The organism is Sphingomonas sp. T1, assembly GCF_902506585.1.
In the GTDB taxonomy this organism is placed as follows: domain Bacteria; phylum Pseudomonadota; class Alphaproteobacteria; order Sphingomonadales; family Sphingomonadaceae; genus Sphingomonas; species Sphingomonas aerolata.
This window is the reverse complement of sequence record NZ_LR733897.1, coordinates 12,916-29,724: the sequence shown is the minus strand read 5'-3', so window position 1 is coordinate 29,724 and position 16,809 is coordinate 12,916. Positions and strand designations below refer to the sequence as shown.

General features: G+C 63.0%; 18 protein-coding genes. 3 read left to right on the top strand and 15 right to left on the bottom strand.

What is annotated here, in order from left to right:
• Positions 1 to 210 precede the first annotated feature (210 nt).
• The 5 genes from GV027_RS19765 to GV027_RS19745 all read right to left on the bottom strand — a co-directional run bounded on the left by GV027_RS19765 (position 211) and on the right by GV027_RS19745 (position 7,026).
• On the bottom strand, positions 211 to 708 hold the full coding sequence (locus GV027_RS19765) for a hypothetical protein (protein ID WP_159513354.1): 498 nt from the start codon (positions 706 to 708) through the stop codon (positions 211 to 213).
• Positions 708 to 3,941: a MobF family relaxase gene (mobF, locus tag GV027_RS19760; RefSeq protein WP_159513353.1), complete on the bottom strand. Its 3,234-nt coding sequence runs from the start codon at positions 3,939 to 3,941 to the stop codon at positions 708 to 710. Before mobF ends, GV027_RS19765 begins: the two co-directional genes overlap by 1 nt.
• Positions 3,942 to 3,943: 2 nt before the next feature.
• Positions 3,944 to 6,319: a type IV secretion system DNA-binding domain-containing protein gene (locus GV027_RS19755; protein ID WP_159513352.1), complete on the bottom strand. Its 2,376-nt coding sequence runs from the start codon at positions 6,317 to 6,319 to the stop codon at positions 3,944 to 3,946.
• Positions 6,309 to 6,596, bottom strand: coding sequence for a ribbon-helix-helix protein, CopG family (locus tag GV027_RS19750; protein WP_159513351.1), 288 nt, complete (start codon positions 6,594 to 6,596; stop codon positions 6,309 to 6,311). Before GV027_RS19750 ends, GV027_RS19755 begins: the two co-directional genes overlap by 11 nt.
• A 73-nt stretch (positions 6,597 to 6,669) precedes the next feature.
• Positions 6,670 to 7,026 (bottom strand): hypothetical protein, encoded by a 357-nt coding sequence (locus GV027_RS19745; RefSeq protein ID WP_159513350.1) that lies wholly within the window; start codon positions 7,024 to 7,026, stop codon positions 6,670 to 6,672.
• Positions 7,027 to 7,164: 138 nt separating this feature from the next.
• Between GV027_RS19745 and GV027_RS19740 the strand changes: the two genes are divergently transcribed.
• The gene (locus GV027_RS19740; protein WP_328799527.1) at positions 7,165 to 7,365 is read left to right on the top strand and encodes a hypothetical protein; all 201 of its coding nucleotides are present in this window, start codon (positions 7,165 to 7,167) and stop codon (positions 7,363 to 7,365) included.
• A gap of 173 nt (positions 7,366 to 7,538) precedes the next feature.
• Here the strand turns inward: GV027_RS19740 and GV027_RS19735 are convergent, their stop codons facing one another.
• From GV027_RS19735 to GV027_RS19715, 5 genes are all read right to left on the bottom strand, one after another.
• Positions 7,539 to 8,120, bottom strand: coding sequence for a hypothetical protein (locus tag GV027_RS19735; protein ID WP_236559418.1), 582 nt, complete (start codon positions 8,118 to 8,120; stop codon positions 7,539 to 7,541).
• Positions 8,121 to 8,507: 387 nt separating this feature from the next.
• A complete protein-coding gene (locus GV027_RS19730) occupies positions 8,508 to 8,828 on the bottom strand; it encodes a hypothetical protein (RefSeq protein WP_159513347.1) in 321 nt (106 codons plus the stop codon).
• A 330-nt stretch (positions 8,829 to 9,158) separates the two neighbouring features.
• Positions 9,159 to 9,518, bottom strand: a complete 360-nt coding sequence (locus tag GV027_RS19725) for a hypothetical protein (protein ID WP_159513346.1) — start codon at positions 9,516 to 9,518, stop codon at positions 9,159 to 9,161.
• A gap of 939 nt (positions 9,519 to 10,457) precedes the next feature.
• Complete coding sequence (locus GV027_RS19720; RefSeq protein WP_159513345.1) at positions 10,458 to 11,624, bottom strand: DUF2493 domain-containing protein; 1,167 nt, start codon at positions 11,622 to 11,624, stop codon at positions 10,458 to 10,460.
• Positions 11,625 to 11,705: 81 nt separating this feature from the next.
• Positions 11,706 to 12,146 (bottom strand): DUF736 domain-containing protein, encoded by a 441-nt coding sequence (locus GV027_RS19715; RefSeq protein ID WP_159513344.1) that lies wholly within the window; start codon positions 12,144 to 12,146, stop codon positions 11,706 to 11,708.
• A gap of 1,040 nt (positions 12,147 to 13,186) precedes the next feature.
• Between GV027_RS19715 and GV027_RS19710 the strand changes: the two genes are divergently transcribed.
• Positions 13,187 to 13,600 (top strand): hypothetical protein, encoded by a 414-nt coding sequence (locus GV027_RS19710; RefSeq protein WP_159513343.1) that lies wholly within the window; start codon positions 13,187 to 13,189, stop codon positions 13,598 to 13,600.
• Between the two features lie 199 nt (positions 13,601 to 13,799).
• Here the strand turns inward: GV027_RS19710 and GV027_RS19705 are convergent, their stop codons facing one another.
• The 5 genes from GV027_RS19705 to GV027_RS19685 are packed head-to-tail and all read right to left on the bottom strand — an operon-like array spanning position 13,800 to position 16,199.
• Complete coding sequence (locus GV027_RS19705; RefSeq protein WP_159513342.1) at positions 13,800 to 14,867, bottom strand: hypothetical protein; 1,068 nt, start codon at positions 14,865 to 14,867, stop codon at positions 13,800 to 13,802.
• Between the two features lie 52 nt (positions 14,868 to 14,919).
• Positions 14,920 to 15,225 (bottom strand): hypothetical protein, encoded by a 306-nt coding sequence (locus tag GV027_RS19700; protein WP_159513341.1) that lies wholly within the window; start codon positions 15,223 to 15,225, stop codon positions 14,920 to 14,922.
• 49 nt (positions 15,226 to 15,274) lie between these two features.
• Complete coding sequence (locus GV027_RS19695) at positions 15,275 to 15,511, bottom strand: hypothetical protein (RefSeq protein ID WP_159513340.1); 237 nt, start codon at positions 15,509 to 15,511, stop codon at positions 15,275 to 15,277.
• Positions 15,508 to 15,933, bottom strand: a complete 426-nt coding sequence (locus tag GV027_RS19690; protein ID WP_159513339.1) for a type II toxin-antitoxin system VapC family toxin — start codon at positions 15,931 to 15,933, stop codon at positions 15,508 to 15,510. Before GV027_RS19690 ends, GV027_RS19695 begins: the two co-directional genes overlap by 4 nt.
• A complete protein-coding gene (locus GV027_RS19685) occupies positions 15,933 to 16,199 on the bottom strand; it encodes a type II toxin-antitoxin system Phd/YefM family antitoxin (RefSeq protein ID WP_159513338.1) in 267 nt (88 codons plus the stop codon). Before GV027_RS19685 ends, GV027_RS19690 begins: the two co-directional genes overlap by 1 nt.
• Positions 16,200 to 16,320: 121 nt before the next feature.
• Here GV027_RS19685 and GV027_RS19680 point away from each other — a divergent pair, with 121 nt between their 5' ends.
• Complete coding sequence (locus tag GV027_RS19680) at positions 16,321 to 16,809, top strand: hypothetical protein (protein WP_236559417.1); 489 nt, start codon at positions 16,321 to 16,323, stop codon at positions 16,807 to 16,809.

The window sequence follows — 16,809 nt, the reverse complement described above, 5'->3', positions numbered from 1 at the left end:
CGGCGCGGCATTCAGGCGGGTGGTACGGCCGCGCTTCTTAGGTGGGTCCCGCATATAGTCGCGATCAGCCAGCGCCATGTGCTGCCTCCGGCTGTTGCCCGCATGGCGACGCTAACCATTTATCCTCGAAAGCACGAAGACGGCCGCGCATCTGATCGTGATGCGCATCCGGTTCGTCGGCGATTACTGGACGGGAGTGGTCCAGCCTCGTCATCGACTGCCTTCCGGGGTGCCAAGGATGCTGCCAAGGCCGTCACAATGGCTATCGATCGCAAAGGCGATGGCGCGCAACAGTTCGTCTTGATGCTTCTCGGCAGCTGACATCCCATCGATGGCGAGTACCCGGGTTACCGAACAGTCGCGGCGGATACGCTCGGCAGCACTGCGCAAGGGGGTGGTATGCCGTTCGATCCCGGCCTGGATCGTCTCGTCATCGAGCAGGTGAGGCCAACCTTGCACGACCTTGTCGAGGATATCGTGGCTCATTTGCGTCATGCGCAGGATCACGTCGGCAAAATCGCTGATCTGCCCGCGCTCCCAGTCAGGGAGATCCCAGCGTTTGAGGTGCTTTAACATCTGCGCCAGGCTGACCTGCTGTTTGTCGAGAAGGGTCATGACCATGTCGATCAGGAGCCTTGGCGTCGGGCGGGGTGGATCGGCCGGCAGGGGCGAGGCAGGCGGATCGATCAAGGGAGTGTTGCTCATCATCACATATCCAGACTGAGGTTCTTCTCGGGCAGGCCGCGGATCTGTTCGACGTGGCCGGGCATCGCCGGCAGCGCGCTGAGGTCATCGTGTTCATGCGGCGTCAGGCCGAGCTCGTCGTTCTTGCGATCCGCGCGACCATCGCGGCGGGCAGGATCGTCGCTTTCCTTCATCGTCGGCATCTCGCCATCGAGATTCCTGATGTCGGAATAGTCAGTGGTCGACGCGCCCATCGGTGGCAGGTCGGTCATGTCGAGACTGGCGGGATCGATCAGGATTTTCTCACTGGCGGGCGCGTCCAGGCTGGCAATCGCCTTGCTCAGCGCATCATCGGCAACCGCAGTCCGGGTGCCGGGTCCATCGATATCGAGGCGGCCGAGGCTTTCGAGCGCGGAGGTCTTGTTACCGGGATTGCGGTCGAGCTGCCGTTCCAGCTTCTCCTGGTTGTCGACGACCATGATGAGGTCGTCGCGGACGCGGGTGACGACGACGTTGGTCAGGCGCTGGTTGGAGAGGTTGCTTTCGTAGCTGTGCATCACCCCGATCGCCTTGTCGGCGGTGACGCCCTGCGCCATGTGTGCGTTGAGTGCATAGGCGAGGTCGAGGCGGGACAGCATCGGATCGGTGCGATCAAGGGTCAGCGTCTCTTTCGATGCCAGCTCGACGGTGACCTTGCCGCCCTCGATCGAGGTAACGGTCGCCATCGCCGCGTTGGCGATGCCGCGTTCCTTGTCGTTGCCGGTCCAGCGGATGCGGTCACCCTCATGGATCTTCACCGTCTCCAGCGTGGTCAGTTGCATCCGGTCGCGGTCGATGAGCGGGTCGATCTTTTGCGGATTGAACTTCACCCGCTTACCGTTGCTCTCGATTTCTACCTTGCCGTTGGCGAAGACTCGCTTCACCTCGGCGGTGCCGTGGCGCAGATCTAGCTCGGCGACCCTGCCTTGGACATGAAGGGTCTGGCCCGGTTTGTAGACGTGTGCATAGCGCAGTTCTTCACGGGTGAGGTTGACCGGCTGGTGGACAGCGAGGGACAGGCCGTCACCTTTCAGCGTGCCGTCCTTGATGAGGCCAGCCTGCACCTCCTTGTTGATCGTGGTGCGTGCCTCCTTGCCGGAGGCAAAGATCGAGGTGATGCTGCGCTCCTCGGGCGACAACGCAAGCCATAGCTCGGAGGCTTTCCCGGCCGGATTGGCATCCTCCACCACCTTGTCACCAAGCACGCGCAGCGCCTGGCTCGCCTTGCCGGCATTGGTCAGGGCGGCGACGGTACGCAGCTGGTCGGTGCGCTGACGGATATTCTCGTCCATCCGCGCCATGGTGACGCCGGCGGCCTGCTGGCCGGAGAAGGATTTACCGCGATCGATCGGCTGCAGCTGCTGACGATCGCCGATCTCGCGAAGCCGCTCGTTACCGAGCGCATCGGCGATCGTCATGAGCTTCAGCATGTCCGGATCGGAGACCATCGACGTCTCGTCGACGATGATGATGGTGTCCTTCATCTCTGCCCGCTTCGCCTGCGCCTCTGGCGTGTTGGGATTGGCGGCCAGTTTTTGGTTCTCCCAGATGAACGAGGCGATGGTCTGCGCCTCGATCCCGGCCGCCTTCATGTCCTCAACCGACATCTCGCGTGGCTTCAGCCCGTCCTTCAGGTCCGTGACCATCTTGTTCTGGAAGGCGAGCCCAAGGACGCGTTTGCCTTCCTCGCGAGCGACCGCGGCAGTCGCCTGCAGCATGGTTGACTTGCCGGCGCCGGCGACGCCCTGGACAACGACGATGCGATCGGTGCTGGACACCAGCAATGTCGCTGCCGCGAGCTGGCCGGGGTTGAGTTCGAAGGGGGAGGCGGCCTGCAGCCGGTTTGGGGCATCCGCTGCCGCGATGATCGGAGTGGTGCGGCCCTTGCCGGCCTCAACCATCGCAAGGATTCTCTCTTCGGTCCTGAGCGCCTCCGGGGTGGTTACTGCACTGACAGTGCGGCCGTTCACCTCGATCTGTCCGGGCAGCAGTTTGCCCTTTTCGATCAGCTGCTCGATGCGGGTATCGACGTGATCGATCGTCACGCCCGGCAAGCCAAGGTCGAGCGCTTTCTTGGCGACCTGATGGGTTTCGAAAGCGGCTTCCCGCTGGCCAAGGATACGGACCGCCGACGCCACTGCAAGCTGCGCGTTGGCCTGTCCGGTCGACTGCGCCAGCCGGACGAAACCGCGGTCGACCAGTGGGTCGGGGGATCGCAAGAGGCCGGCGACAGTCTCGCGCGCTACACTGACCGCCTCGACGATCGCCTGATAGCCACGCTCGAGCGGTGACGTTTCCCGGTCCTCGCTCGTTTTCTCTGCAGCCGCCAGCAGATCCTTGCCGGTGAAACCGAGCGCAGCTGCGCGGTCGATCCAATCTTTCAGGAGACCGTCGCGGTCGTCGACTTTCAGCTTGGGATCACGGGTGCGGGCGGTGACATCGCGCAGCCCCTGCATGCTCTTGATGCCGAGCTTCTCCGCGGTCGCGACGATGTCGGCACGCCGCTGGCTATACTCTTCCAGCACGTTCTTCGGGACCCCGACGATCTCGAAGGTGCCGTGCTTGCCGGTCAGCTCGGTCTTGTATCCCAGCTTCTCCAGTTCGGCGCGGAGGAAGGCATGATAGATCGAGCCGATGACGCTGTTATTCGACCAGATCCGGTCGGCGTGGAGGGCATGGAACTTGCCATCCGGCCCCTTGGTCATGTTGGCGACGATGGCATGGTCATGGGCCTGCGGATCGAGCGCCCGGCTGGTGTCGTGCTGGAACAGCGCATAGACCAGGTTGCCGGTCTTCACCGTCTCGGTCTTGCCGTCCTTGGTGATGCGGGTTTCGGCGAGGTTCTTCTCGATCCAGGCCATGGTCTGCTGGACCGCTTTGGTCTGGGCGCCGTCAGGGCCGAGGATGCGTTTGTCGCCGGCGACATAAGCCATCACCGACACCGATTTGGGCGCAGAGAAGGTCAGGTCATAACCCGGCCGACGCGATGCCTTTTGGTCCATGACCCGCTCGCCGGAGGGCAATTCGCCGCCCAAAACCTTGGCGAAGGTTTCCTGTGAGACCTTGCCCTCAAGGCCAGCCGCGGCCGCGCCTTCGCCACCCCACATGCTGACCTCGCCGGCCTTTTCATCGGTGTAATATTCACCGCTGACGAAATCGTCCTTGGCGAAATATTTGGCGGCGCCCGAAGCCGATTTGACGGTCGCGATCGAGTGCATCTTCAGTCACCCACACCCAAGCCACCGTCCTCGATTTCATCGGGGAAGGCGTCACGTGCCTCGCGGGTCGACAGGTCCTCAGCCCGATCCGGCGTCGGCTCCGCAGCCCGTATTGACCCAGCCTTGCCGTGCCGATCATCGTCACTGCCTGAGCGTTCCGTTTCTCCGGCTACAGGCGATGCCCGGTGGTCCCGTTTGTCGTCCGGCGTGGGTTCGCGCATGTCCTCGAGCAGTGCTTGCGGCTGGCTCTGGCTTGCGGGTTCGTCAGTCTTCCCGTCGCGTGAGTTATCGACCTCATCCTCGGTCGGCTGGGACAGGATGTTGCTGGCGAAATTGTTGGCGATGTTGGCGGGCGGAACCTCGGTTTCATCGAGACCCGGCACATCCCCACGCCCTACGTCATCACCGCCCCCCTGCGGCTTGCCACCCCCTCCGCGAACACCCATGCCAGGCTCGTCCGGCTTGCCGGGTTTGCGGCGGATGAAGCCTTCGGCAACCTGTGGGTAATGCTCCCATTCGAGGCGGACGCGGGCGGCGGGAAAACCGTCAGGAAACTTCACGAACCCGTGCAGGCTGGGCAGGTTCATGATGTCGTCGGGAATGACCAGCGGCTCGATCTGTTTGCGCGGGGTGAGGGTCGAGGCGTCGCGGGTGTTATTATAGCCATAGCTATAGCCCTCATCCATCTGCCTGATCTCGCGGTTGCCGATGTAGCTCGCGCCCTCTTCGGCCGTCTTCATGTTAGCCGCGGCCAGGATCAGTTTGGTCCTGGCGAGGGACGTGAGGTTCTGGGCATTTTCCTCACCGTAAACCTGTACCAGCTTATCGAAGGAGTGCAGTCCCAGGACCATCGCTCCACCAAAGTTACGGGCGGTCTGGAGGCCGCTTTCGATCGCCGGCAGGCGGTGAAGAGCGCCCAGCTCGTCGAACACGAACCAGGTGCGCAGGTCGCGGGTTTTGCGCATCGTCATGAGCGAGTGAATCGCGAGGTTGGACCACAGCGTCAGCAGCGCCCGATTCATCTCCAGATCGGTGTAATTAGAGGTGATGAACAGGATCGAGCCGGGCTTCTTCTCGGCGGTCATCCAGTCCCGGATCGAGTATTGCGGACCGTCGTCGGGCAGGAAGCGCAGGATGTTGGCGTTGGTGTTGAACACCGCCCGGATCGACTCCGCCATTTTGGCCGCTTCAGGCGCGGTGATGGGATCGGCGATGGTGTTCGCTAGGTGCTTGTGGACCAGCTTGAGGTCGGCGGTCATGAGGTTGTCGGCGAGGGCCTGATTGGACGTCTCGCCCATCTCGATGAGCTTCATGCACATCTCGATGAAGAGCGTCCGCGCGGCCAGCACCCAGAAGGGATCGCCGGCACCGCCATCGGACGGAATGAGCGCTCCGGCCGCAGCGGTGAAATCGCTGTAGCTGGTGCAGTCGTTGAAGATCGTCCAGGCCGGGCAGCGGGCGTCGGCGGGATTGAGAATGGTGTCGCGTTCGGGGTCGTAGAACGCCTCGACATAGGCCCCGGTCAGATCGAACACGACGGCGCTGTCTTCGCGCTCGCGCATCTGCTGGAGGAGCTTGCGGAAGACGGTGGTTTTACCCGAGCCGGTGGTGCCGAGCGTCATGAAGTGCGACTGTTCGAGGCGGTAGGGAAACGGGATACCGGCGACGCTATAGGGATGGTGGATGCCACCCAGCTTCCGGGCCCGAAATTTGCGCTTCAGGACCTGCTCCGGCGTCTCACCTGGGAAGAGCCGTGCGGCCTCCTTCACGAACTCGACTTTGTTGTGGGCGGCGATCTCGGCATAGAGGAGGTCGCGGTCGACCAGCATGGCGCCACGCTCATGACGTTCCTGGATCATCGCTTTGCCGCGACGGGCGGAGAAATCGACGTACCAGATCGACAGCGGGACGGTGATGCACGAGGCGGCGACAACCGAGCCAAGGAGGCCCTTCACGGCCTTGTGCCAGGCGAGGATAACCTCCGGCACATAAGGGACGTAGCCCATGTAGGTATGGCGCACGCTGTTGTCGGGCAGGCGCAGGTTGATCCGCTTCATTTCGTCGAACGAAATCCAGTCCCAGAGACCCGACAGGATCCGCATCGAGATGAGCTGGATGTTGTTCTCGTCGAGGGTCAGCGTCAGGATTGTGGAGTAGGCGATGACGAAGACGCCAAGCCACATGTAGACGGGCATCTTGATGCCCTGCAGCCACATGAGGACCTGGGTGTTGAGGAGCTGGCTGCCGCGGGTGAAGTTGCCGGAATTGCGAGGCGGAGCACCCCGCGAGGAGTAATGCTCCTGCGGGATCGGCCGCTTGTCGTTGCGGATGTCCTTGCGCGGCTTCTTGGCCGGCTTCTTGGGGTCATCACGCGCCATGATGGAGCTTCATGCGACGGTCGGTTTCGAGGACCAGCGTATCGCGCATTTCCGGGTGGTCTTTGCGGATGATCGCGTCGAGCGCGACCTGCATATATTCGGTCACGCGGAGGTGCCGGCGCTTACTGCCTTGCAGTAACTTCAGCCCGTCGAGATGACGTTCAATACCCTCACGAATTACCTCGGAAGGGGTGCAGCCTAAAGAGGCTGCCTCGGCATCGATACGATCATATAGGTCGCGGGGTAGCCGGACCGTGCGGTGACGAAGAGGTTTCAACTTCCAGCTCCCTAGCAGGGGGGCTGGTGGGTCTTGCGAAGGTGTCTCCGTATAACAGGCAAACTTTGCCGGTTCAAGCTTCCGGGAGGGTTCCGCACAAGTAGCGTGCCACCCCGTGCCACAAAAAATGGGCCGAAATCCGTGGTTTTTGAAGTGTGGCACGCCGTGGCACATTCCGTGGCACAACGTGGCACGCAACGGAAAACCCGTAAGTAACTGGAAACACCGGAGAAAGGGCAAGCGTAGCTTGCGTTCGGTGTGCTTCTTTGTTGTCCCGATTCCATGTGTTGCTCTGATCCTTCTGCTTCTTCAGGTCGATGGGTAAGGCCTCCGGGTTTCCGTGGGGCAGGGGTCCGCCATGAGGGCGGAATGATGGATTGATCCTGCGCTTCGCGCGGGTGTCTTGGGCCTGTTCGACGATGATCGTCATGAGGGTTTCCTTGGGTGAGTTCGGATCGATTGGCCGTGGTCTTTTCGACCGGTCGATCGCTGGCTATACTGGTGCCGTTCAGAGCCCGATCAGCCTGACCAGAAGGTAAGGAAAATGGCGAAGTCACTGGACGCTGAAATGGCCGCGATCGAGGCCGAGGAACTGAAGCTGGCGGAGCGTCGCAAGGCGCATCAGAAGAAGCTTCGGGACACGGCGATCGACAGGGTCGAGAAGGTAGGGTTGTTGAAGCTCCCACTGGACCGGCTGGAGCGGTTGATGGATGCGGTGAAGACGCTGGGCATGGATGAAGTCGAGAAGCGGATCACGGCGAAAGCCTGAGCCGGTTCGAGACCGGGATCGATGCCAATGGCCGCACGGGTTTGCTACCTTGTGCGGCCATTCTTTTGCCAAGGATCGAGGCGCAGCCGGCTTGGCATTCCCAAGCAAAAGAATGGGACGCCAGCCGTCAGGCTGGGCGTCCCATGCGATGCCGTCAGTGGGTCGTTGGTCGGTCAGATCCAAGCCAGCCGGCACTCGCCCTCGATCGGCTTCAGGACAGCCATGGCGGTCAGGGTTTCGACATAGGATGCCATGGCCGGATCGGCGGCGAGACGGCGCCTGATCCGGGGGCTGGTCAGGCGATCACGAAGCTCGGTCATGGCGATGACGCCGGACCGTGATCGATCGAGGCCAAGGCCGTTCAGGAGCGTCATGGCATGGGCTTCGGTGAGTGCCAGCTGCGGCGCGGCATCTGGGGTTAGTGAGAGCCTGATCCGGACATCCCCGCCATGTTCGGCCTGCCAGATGCGAACCCGCCGGCCGAGGAATTGGGCTTCGTCCAGAACTGCGATCACGTCGGGGTCATGGTCGAAGCATTGCGACACGCTGGCCAGAGCGAGCGGGCAAATGCGAGCTTCGAGGTCGAAGGTCGGATCGCCGGTGACGCCGTGGATCGGAACCAGCATAGTGATGCCCAATCGTAGCGACTGTTCGGCGAGCAGATCGCGCAGCGACGCGAGCTGGTCGGGGGTGACGATCGCCGCCTTCGGGGGGAGGGTGCCGCTGCCGTTTTCGATGCGGAAAGTGATGGTCATCTCGACCTCCTTCGTTGAAACCGCATCTCCCCTTCCCCCTCCTCTCCGGAGAGTGTTCGCGACGCTGCTGACCCTGCGCGACGGCCCGCCCGCGAGGCGTAGCGAGTGCACGGCTTGAAGGCTGCGGCGCGAGCGTGCGAGGCGGGCTGGCGACAGTTCGTCAGGGGTCGGGAAACGTCGTCAGCAGCGCCGGGGCGGGCTCGATGCCCGCACCGGCGCTCCCCCCGCCGAGGCGTAGCCAGGGGAGGCCCGCAGGGGCCGTACCGTAGCGAGCGAGCCGGGTGCCGTGCGTGGGTCAGTACCGGTCATGAAAAAGGCCACCCGGTCGCCCGGATGGCCTGATCGTCTGGACGATGAAGGAAGGTGCCGAAGCCCCTCCCGATGTGGCTAGAGGATCATCTTGGCGGCCAAGGTTGCCGCTGCCCCGAACAGGGCGATGAAGCCGGTGGTGCCGACGCTGACCCATTTGACCGATTTCATCTCGCCGCTGATGTTCGAGATGGCGGTTTGGGTGCCGGTGCCGACCGTGTCGATCTTGGTCGACAGTGCCGCGATCTGGATCATCAGCGTGTCGATCTTGTTTTCGAGCGGCTTCACGGCTTGTCCGACGGCCATTTCGATATGCTCCTCGACGGCTTCGACCGCTTTCTGGGCGATCTCGTCATCGATACTAATGCTTCGGAGCGCGCGAAACAACGTTACCTGCATGTCGTCCTCCTTCTTCTTCAAGACGAATGTTGCGGTAGGCTGGCGCGGCGAGGGTCAAGGACCGCGTAGCGGCCGCGTCAGCGGCGATGGGGGTCACGATTTTGCGCAGCAAAATGGTGGGGCCCCGTCGTCCTTGAGGCTCGCCGCGCCGGCCGGGATAATGGGCCGACTTGAGAGAGAGTTTACTCCCGCGGCAGCAGCGCACGGCGGGCTCGATGCCCGCCTTGCGCTTCACTGTGCGAGGCGTAGCAAGGGGAGGCCCGCAGGGGCCGTACCGATGCGAGCGAGCAGGATGCCGGCGCGATGAAAAAGGGGGCACGTGGCCCCCGGTCAGAAGTTCCAGAACCAATTGGGATCGTCCATCCGGCTCGCGTCGTGCACGCTCTCTGATTGGGCTTCCGCTGCCCGTCGTGACTTCAACTCCAGTTCGACGGCATCCAGTTCGTTACCGGCCTCGTACACCCGCCAGTCGGTGCCACATGCGGTGTCGTACATCCCGGCAAGCGTCTTCTCGTCGAGGGCCTTCAGATCGATGCGGTCGCAGAAGTCCTCGAAGCGGTTCAGCGTCCGCATCAGCGAGCCGATCTCCGACGTTAGACCACGTGCGCGAGAGGCCAGTGCGGCATCGTCCAGATCGTAGACGCCGAACGGGTTGTGGTCGTGACCGTAAGCTTCTGAGACGTTGTACATGTGATCCTCCTTCGTCGATGACGAAGTCCTCCCGGTGGCCGGGGTGGCAGGGGTCAAGGACCGCGTAGCGGCCGCGCCAGCGGCGGTGGGGGTCACGATTTTGCGCAGCAAAATGGTGGGGCCCCGCCGTCCTTGAGGCCTGTCGCCCCGGCCGCCATGATGGGACTACAGAGAGATAGATCTTCCCCGCGCCAGCAGCGCCGGGACGGGCTCGATGCCCGTCACGGCGCTTCCCCGGCCGATGCGTAGCCAAGGGCAGGCCGAAGGGCCTGACCGATGCGAGCGAGCCGGGGGCCGCCTGTCGATCCGGGCAGACGCGCGGTGAACGCGGCGCGGCCCGGCGGGGCCGTGCCAAGGGTGCCGCGTGACAGCGCCGGGACGGGCTCGATGCCCGTCACAGCGCTTCCCCGGCCGATGCGTAGCCAAGGGCAGGCCGAAGGGCCTGACCGATGCGAGCGAGCCGGGGACCGCCTGTCGATCCGGCCAGACGCGCGGTGAACGCGGCGCGGCCCGGCGGGGCCGTGCCAAGGGTGCCGCGTAATAGCGCCGGGGCGGGCTCGATGCCCGTCTCGGTGCTTCCCCGGCCGATGCATAGCAGGGGCAGGCCGAAGGGCCTGCCCGACGCGAGCGAGCCGGGTGCCGCGCCATCCCCGCCCGCGAGGTCCGATCAGTTTGCCGGCGATCGCCACGGAGCTGCGTTAGCGCATTACCGGAGGGGGGAAGTCGGGCGGCTGCGCGGCGACCAGGCGCGGCCCGACGGGGCCGTGCCAAGGGTGCCGCGCGGCCGCCCGACTGGCGTGGGGGGAACCGTAGGGTTCCCCCCACAGCAACGCTGGTAAAAAAGGGCCAGCGCCGGGGGTCGCCCGTCGCTGGCCTGAGGGATTTCCTGCCAAGGAAAGAGGGGGGCGGCGCGCTCTGGGCTGCGCCGCCCGAAAGGGGTTAGCCGTTCGCCTGCCGGTTGCGGGCGGTCGGGGCGGGTGCCTGTCCGCTGATCGGGAAAGCGTGGGTTGGGATGCGGGCGGTTTTCAGTACCTGCAAGAGATTGCTTTGCAGCCCCGAACCCTGACAGACGATGGCTTCAACCGGTGCCAGTTTCACAAGCTGTTCGTTGCGGACGAACCCGGCGCGGTTGCCATAGCGGCCCGTTTGCGGGGTGAAGGCGATCACGGTTACGTTGCGGCTGGATGCCCAAGCTGCCGCGATCATGTCGCAACCTTTGCGCTGGGCGGTGGTGCAAAGCGTCATGTGCGGCACGCGGGCCTTGATCTGGTCCAGCTTTTCCCAAAGCTGTTCGTGGTCGTGCCATTCCTGTCCGCCGGAAAAGACGACAAGCGGGCCGGTCGGGTTGCGCTTCTCGCGGTGGTCCTGCGCGCGGGCTTTGAGGAAGTCGAGGGCGGCAATCTGGCTGGCGGTTCCGCCGCTGGAAACCTTCGATCCGCGTGCGGGGGACCAAGGGTGGCCGGACTGCGCGTGGTAGCAGTCGGCGGCATAGTCGCGCATACATTCGATCGCGGCGCGGCGTTCGGTCATGGTGTGGGCGCGTAGCTGCAATTCCTCCATCTCGGTCGAGTAGATTTCGGACGGCTCATAGCGGCGAGCCATCTCGCCAAGGTCGCGGCAAAGCGCGTCTTCCTCGCGTTCCAGCTTCTGCGCCTCGAAGTGGAAGCTATTGACGAAACCCCATGCGATGGCCTGTGCGCTCGCCTCAAGGCGGGTATCGCGCAACAGGTCAAACAGGGTCGCCATGATCGCCGCGCAATCGTGCTGCGCCTGTAGCGGTTCCGGCATGTCGAGTTCTTCGCGCTCGCCGCCAAGCTCGACGATGGACAGCGCGCCAACGTCGCCGAACGCTTCCTGAAAATTGGTCGTCGCGGTCGCCTCGGTGATGCTCTCGGCAATCTCGGCCGCGCGCTCGTCGCTGGCGGTGTCATGCTCGGGGGTATCGTTGGCGGGGTCGCAATCGTGGGTGTCGTTGCGGGCGGCGTTGTTGCGGCGGGTTTCCCAACCTTTCCGGGCTGCCTCGGCGCGGGCGGCGTCGGTGTTCCCAAGGGCTTCGCCCATGTCGGAAAAGCTGTTAAAGCGGTCGGAAGTCGTTTTCTTGGTCATGGTTCGTACCTTTGGCAGGGATGGCGATTAGGGTCGGGGGAGCGTTTCAGCCGCTCTCCCCGCCCGTCTTTCGGTAGTGGCTTAGAAGGCGGGCATTTCGTCCGCGTCGGCAAGCTGGCCGTTGTCGGTGGCGTTGCCGGTGCCGAAACCGTCGTCATTGGCCTTGCGGCGGGTCTGGCGGGTGCCGTCCATGTTTTCGCGGCGGGGCTGCGGGCGGTTCCAGACGACGCGGAAACCTTCGTCGTTGTTGCCGAACAAGGTGATTTGCAGCGGCTCGGACAGGCTGGGGTCGTCCAGCTTACCCTGATAGAACACTTCGCCGGTGGAATTGCTGGTCAACTCCCACAGTGCGCCGATCTGCACCCAGCGGCGGGCGACGTTCAGGGTGACGATTTCGTAGGCGGGGGCGCGCTCGTTGTCGCTCTCGACCGGGCGGAGGCCAAGGCGGGCGAGGTCGATGGTGGCGGTTGCGATCGAACCGATAAGCTGACCGTTGGCGCTCTTGAACTGACCGATGTTCATAGTCTTAACTCCATCTAGGCGGGGGCCTGTCCCCCTGTTTGCCGGTCCGTGGGGCCTTTCCCCTCCGGCATCTTCTTTCTACCCCCTCCCCTCTATTTAGCCAAACGGATTGATTACTTGACACTATAGTCATCGTACACGGTGAGTCCGAGCATAAATAGCTCCCGACTAGGGAGCGTAAATAAACAAACAAACAACGCATAGACCGCGTCAGCGGGCTATTCCTTTTCTACTGTGCTGATGGGCAAGGCCCGGCCTTTGTTCTCATCGCACCCGGAGCCGTCCTCGCAGGGGCTCAAGAGGCAGGCACGGCCGGCGGGGTCAACACGAATGACGGAGGCTCCGCCGCTTTAGCGGTGGAAACCGTAGGGCCTTTAGGCCCGGTATTCTTGTTGAGGCGTCTTCAAATCAAACAAAAGCATTGTCCGTCAGGACAATTCTACTTTGACGCCGACCCCGCCGGACGGGTCTGGCACGCCGAGACACTGAGAGACGGCGAAGGGTGTGATGAGAACACAGGCCCACAAAGTACTCATCATGCGCCTAGCGCATGATTCCACAGCCGCAGGCTGCCGGCGGTGGTCGTGGTCCTGGGCGTGACGTCGAGGTAGATTGCTGCCCTCCGCCCCACACCATCCGCGAAACTGGCGCACGAGCGGCTCTCAGCACCTCCCGGGAGCCCGACAAGTGATTGTACCCGAAGGGCCGAGACCCGCTCTTCGCGGGGCTCGGGGAGCCTCTTGGCGACTATTGAACGGTCCCGCCCCCTTGGGCGGGATGTCCCAACCCTTTCTCTTCTTGGCTGAAAATCGTCACGATCCCAGCAGGCAATCTATCTTCAGAATGGACCTAGTTTTCCCGGTGAACCACCTTCCGCTCTCATGACAAAAACGGCACGAAACAAGGGCCGGTGTGAGTCGAGTTTTCAAGTCATTCGTTGGGTATGGATGAAACGCCATCTGATGGGGTGCTGACGGATTTTCCTCCGCCAGAATGAGCCTTGCCGCGGAATGGGGTGCGTCGGGGAAAGGTTCGACGGTATGAGCGAGGACGAGATGCTTCATACTTTGGAGGAGCATCACCGGACAATCAGGGCGGGGCTGGATGAGATTCGCTTTCAGTGTGCGGTGCCCTATCCGAACAGCGTTGAACTTGATGCGGCACGATCGCGGCTGAGCAGCGCGAGTCTTGCCCGATCGAAGTTCGTCAGTGAGACGGTAGTCCCTCGTCTGCTTGCGGATGCTGACGCTGATCTCCGCGACAAATTGTCGAAGCTGCTGTCAGTGTTCCAGGCAAAGCGGCAGATATCATGTACCCATGTCACGACATGGACGCGGGTGGCGATCGATGCGGATTGGGATGGATACCGGACTGCGGCCGCATTGATCTGGACGATCATGGAATGTCAGATTGATCTCGAACGTCGTGACCTTGGTGATCGACTGACGCCGTAACTAGGATTTCAGATCGAGGTGATCCCGCGATCCACGGATCACGATCGCCCTGCTTGTGAAGGCGCACCGGGTAGCGTTCGGCAGACAAAAAAAGGGCCGGCGTGAGCCAGCCCGGAGGGTCTTTTAGGAGAGGATGCCTGAAAGGCGTCGCCATGCTGCACCTGCGAACAGATTGACGCAAGGGCGAAAACTCACGGCGTCATGGCGCCGGGTGTCGAGCCCCTACAAAGCCGATGACGGTCGAGAAGGCATCGTCCGCGCCCTTGGCGCTCCGAGCCAGCAGATCGTCCAATGTGGCATCGATCCGTTTGATGGCATCGACGGTGAGGTCAGTCGCAGCAGCCGCAGCAGTGCCTTTCTCGGACTTGTCGACGAACGCGGTTTCGATCGCGGGCAAGTGGCGGTTGATGATTGCGTCCAGTTCGATCTGATCGGCGTCCGGCATGTGTGAATAAGCGGCAAGGCAGCGGTTCAGCTTCTGGCGCAGGGGCGGCAGGATCTGATGGGCCGGCTCGCCCAGGCGCGCACCAAGCCCGGCGAGGTAGATCGGGGTGATCGTGGCGGCGACGGAGGCTGCAGGCGACGGTAGCGGCCGCGGTGCCGAGGACGGCACTCCGTAGGGTTCGAGGAGATCGATGTTGACGCCAAGGTTGCGCATGACGCGACGATAGCTGGTCAGGCAGTCGACCCCGATGGTGGTGGCGACGTCGTGGCGCACGGTGCGGGGTCGGTTGAGCCAGGTCAGCCGTTGCAGGTCTTCGCGGTACTGACGCTCGACGGGGATGACATGCTCGCTGTCGTGGCGAAGGGGCGTATCGCGGAAGCTGGCGCAGGGTCGGCCGAGGAACGAGGCGAAGGCTTCGTTCAGCGCCGGCACGAGGTCCTGAAGGCGGTTGCGGCGCTCGGCAATCGGGCGCGGGGCGCTGTAGATGCGTTCGACCTCGTCCAACGCCTTTTCCAAGGCGATCGAGAGGCTGTTCGCCGGGTAGGGCAGCGCGCTGGCGCGACGGCGACTGTACCCGATGTATCCACCGGTCGCGAACGTCAGGCCCGCCGCGCCGAGAAGCCCTTGGCCAAGGCTCCCTTGGGTCCAGGCCGCAATGATGAGGTAGGCGGCGAAGGCGACGAACAGCGCGGCGATGGCGATCTGCTTGGCGAGTTCTGAACCCTGCCACAGCACCGTCTTGCGGCTGATGTCCGCGCTATTCACGACGGGCTTACCGATCGGGAGACTATCGGCCCGGCGATCCATGAGGTTGGAAGTCATGACGCAACTCCGTTCAGCGAAAGTCGTGGGTTTTCCCAAGTCCATCCGGTTTTCAGGGTCGCTTCATTCGAAACATACCTTCGAGCAGCGACGACTTCGTTGGAGCCGGCTTTTGAAAGCTGTGGAGCAGCCGCTGGGTGATCTTCTGGACCTCGATCAGATCCTCCGGCGTGTGCAGGTCAGCGAACATGCTGTTGCCGGTGCCGACCATACCGATGTTGTGCAGGGCGTCGGCCAGAGAATTGATGTCGCGGGTCTGAGCTTCATCAGGCCGTGACTGGCTTGCCACGCGGATAGCGAGGAAGGCAGCGGCTGCCGCCCTGATCCAGTTGGCTTCTTCAGTTGTCAGGTCAGCCATGATGACGCCCTTTCGTGATTGAAACGCAAACGAAGTTGATCGTGATGTTTTATCCGTGATTGTCTGCCACGTCTCGGAGAACACTGGCCCAATAGGCGAGGATGTCACCGGCGTTGCTCTCCGTCTCGGCGGTGATGGCGGCGTAGTTACCGAGATCGCCGGCAATCCGGGTGGCGGTGGTGACACCGGCAACTTCCAGATGCCCGACCAGTATGGCAGTCAGCCCGCCGATCGCGTGGATCAGGTCACGAACCGTAGGTTCGTCAGGTAATGTTTCCATCGTCATGTCTGATACGTCCAGGGATTGAGCAACACCGTACCGGTGCCAGCGAAGTCAGCGACGTTGCGGGTGACGATCGTCAGGTCGTGAACGAGTCCGGTCGCTGCGATCCACGCGTCGCGTTCGCTTTTGGTGTCCGGGACATGCAGGCGCGCGCAGCGCAGCGCGATCGGCGTGTCGACGGGAAGGATGCGACCGGCGAATGCCGGCATGACCTTTTCGTGCAGCCAGAGGCGTAGCACGCCCGCCTGCCGGGGATCGCGTCGTTCGAGAAGGACGATGCCAAGCTCGACCTCCATGACGGTGATGACCGAGAGGTACATGTCGGCCTGGTCGACGCTGCCGGCCCATGCCTCGACGGCCGCATCGATCTTGCCGCTGCGCCGCTTGCGCAGCTCGGACAGGACGTTGGTGTCGAGCAGGTACATCAGTCGAATACCGCCGGACGCGGGAATGACGCTGGCCGGCTGAAGTCGACCTCGATGTCACCGACCTCGTCCATGTCGAGCGCGTCGAGGATGTTGCCGGGAGGTGCCTTAAGGCGCTCATATTCCGCAAAGGGCATGACCGCGATGATCGGTCGGCCGCGTTCGGTGATGATGACCGCACCATCGACCGCGGCACGCTTGATGCGGCCCGGCTCGCGTTGAAAATCACGGCTGGAAAAAGTTTGCATGGACGGCTTGACCTTCAATGTCGTGACGTTCAGACATTGCCGCAGGCAGCGGGATTGTCAATGTTCGTCATGCGACGGCCGATCGCTCACGCGCATGACAATCTTGGCGATCCCTGTGCCCCGCCCGAAGGAGGAAATGATGAAGGCCCAGGATATGATGCGGGGGTACGACTACGACCTCCCGCTATACGACGTGCTTAACAACAACGAGAAGAACGAGAACGGTGACCCGGTAGTGTCGGCCGATCGTCGGGTGCTGGCAGGCGCCACGATCGGGATCGGCCTCGATCTGGCCTATCTTGCGATCACCGAGCTTCAGGAAGCGTTCGAGACGCTGGCGGCCGATGCCGACAACGGCGTGATCGATGGCGAGGGCAGCAAGGATCTGGCCGAAATCCTGGATGCGAAGAACCCGTTCCAGATGCGGCTCTGGTATCTGCTGTACGATACGCCGTTCCAGCAGGCACATGAGGACCTGTGCTGGCTGAAAAGCGTGACCTATCGCCGTGGCCGGATGTGCGCCGTGATGCGCGAGCAGAAGCTGCCGGTGATCTACGCGACGAACGCCGACCTGTGCGAAGGCTTCACGGCCGCGCAGCTCCTCGACAGGATGACGGTTAAGGGCTGA

Excerpts from the sequence above, each read along its gene's own strand:
- GV027_RS19765 (WP_159513354.1), bottom strand. The coding sequence starts at position 708 with ATGATGAGCAACACTCCCTTGATCGATCCGCCTGCCTCGCCCCTGCCG.
- mobF (WP_159513353.1), bottom strand. The coding sequence starts at position 3,941 with ATGCACTCGATCGCGACCGTCAAATCGGCTTCGGGCGCCGCCAAATAT.
- GV027_RS19755 (WP_159513352.1), bottom strand. The coding sequence starts at position 6,319 with ATGGCGCGTGATGACCCCAAGAAGCCGGCCAAGAAGCCGCGCAAGGAC.
- GV027_RS19745 (WP_159513350.1), bottom strand. The coding sequence starts at position 7,026 with ATGACGATCATCGTCGAACAGGCCCAAGACACCCGCGCGAAGCGCAGG.
- GV027_RS19740 (WP_328799527.1), top strand. The coding sequence starts at position 7,165 with ATGGCCGCGATCGAGGCCGAGGAACTGAAGCTGGCGGAGCGTCGCAAG.
- GV027_RS19735 (WP_236559418.1), bottom strand. The coding sequence starts at position 8,120 with ATGACCATCACTTTCCGCATCGAAAACGGCAGCGGCACCCTCCCCCCG.
- GV027_RS19730 (WP_159513347.1), bottom strand. The coding sequence starts at position 8,828 with ATGCAGGTAACGTTGTTTCGCGCGCTCCGAAGCATTAGTATCGATGAC.
- GV027_RS19725 (WP_159513346.1), bottom strand. The coding sequence starts at position 9,518 with ATGTACAACGTCTCAGAAGCTTACGGTCACGACCACAACCCGTTCGGC.
- GV027_RS19720 (WP_159513345.1), bottom strand. The coding sequence starts at position 11,624 with ATGACCAAGAAAACGACTTCCGACCGCTTTAACAGCTTTTCCGACATG.
- GV027_RS19715 (WP_159513344.1), bottom strand. The coding sequence starts at position 12,146 with ATGAACATCGGTCAGTTCAAGAGCGCCAACGGTCAGCTTATCGGTTCG.
- GV027_RS19710 (WP_159513343.1), top strand. The coding sequence starts at position 13,187 with ATGAGCGAGGACGAGATGCTTCATACTTTGGAGGAGCATCACCGGACA.
- GV027_RS19705 (WP_159513342.1), bottom strand. The coding sequence starts at position 14,867 with ATGACTTCCAACCTCATGGATCGCCGGGCCGATAGTCTCCCGATCGGT.
- GV027_RS19700 (WP_159513341.1), bottom strand. The coding sequence starts at position 15,225 with ATGGCTGACCTGACAACTGAAGAAGCCAACTGGATCAGGGCGGCAGCC.
- GV027_RS19695 (WP_159513340.1), bottom strand. The coding sequence starts at position 15,511 with ATGACGATGGAAACATTACCTGACGAACCTACGGTTCGTGACCTGATC.
- GV027_RS19690 (WP_159513339.1), bottom strand. The coding sequence starts at position 15,933 with ATGTACCTGCTCGACACCAACGTCCTGTCCGAGCTGCGCAAGCGGCGC.
- GV027_RS19680 (WP_236559417.1), top strand. The coding sequence starts at position 16,321 with ATGAAGGCCCAGGATATGATGCGGGGGTACGACTACGACCTCCCGCTA.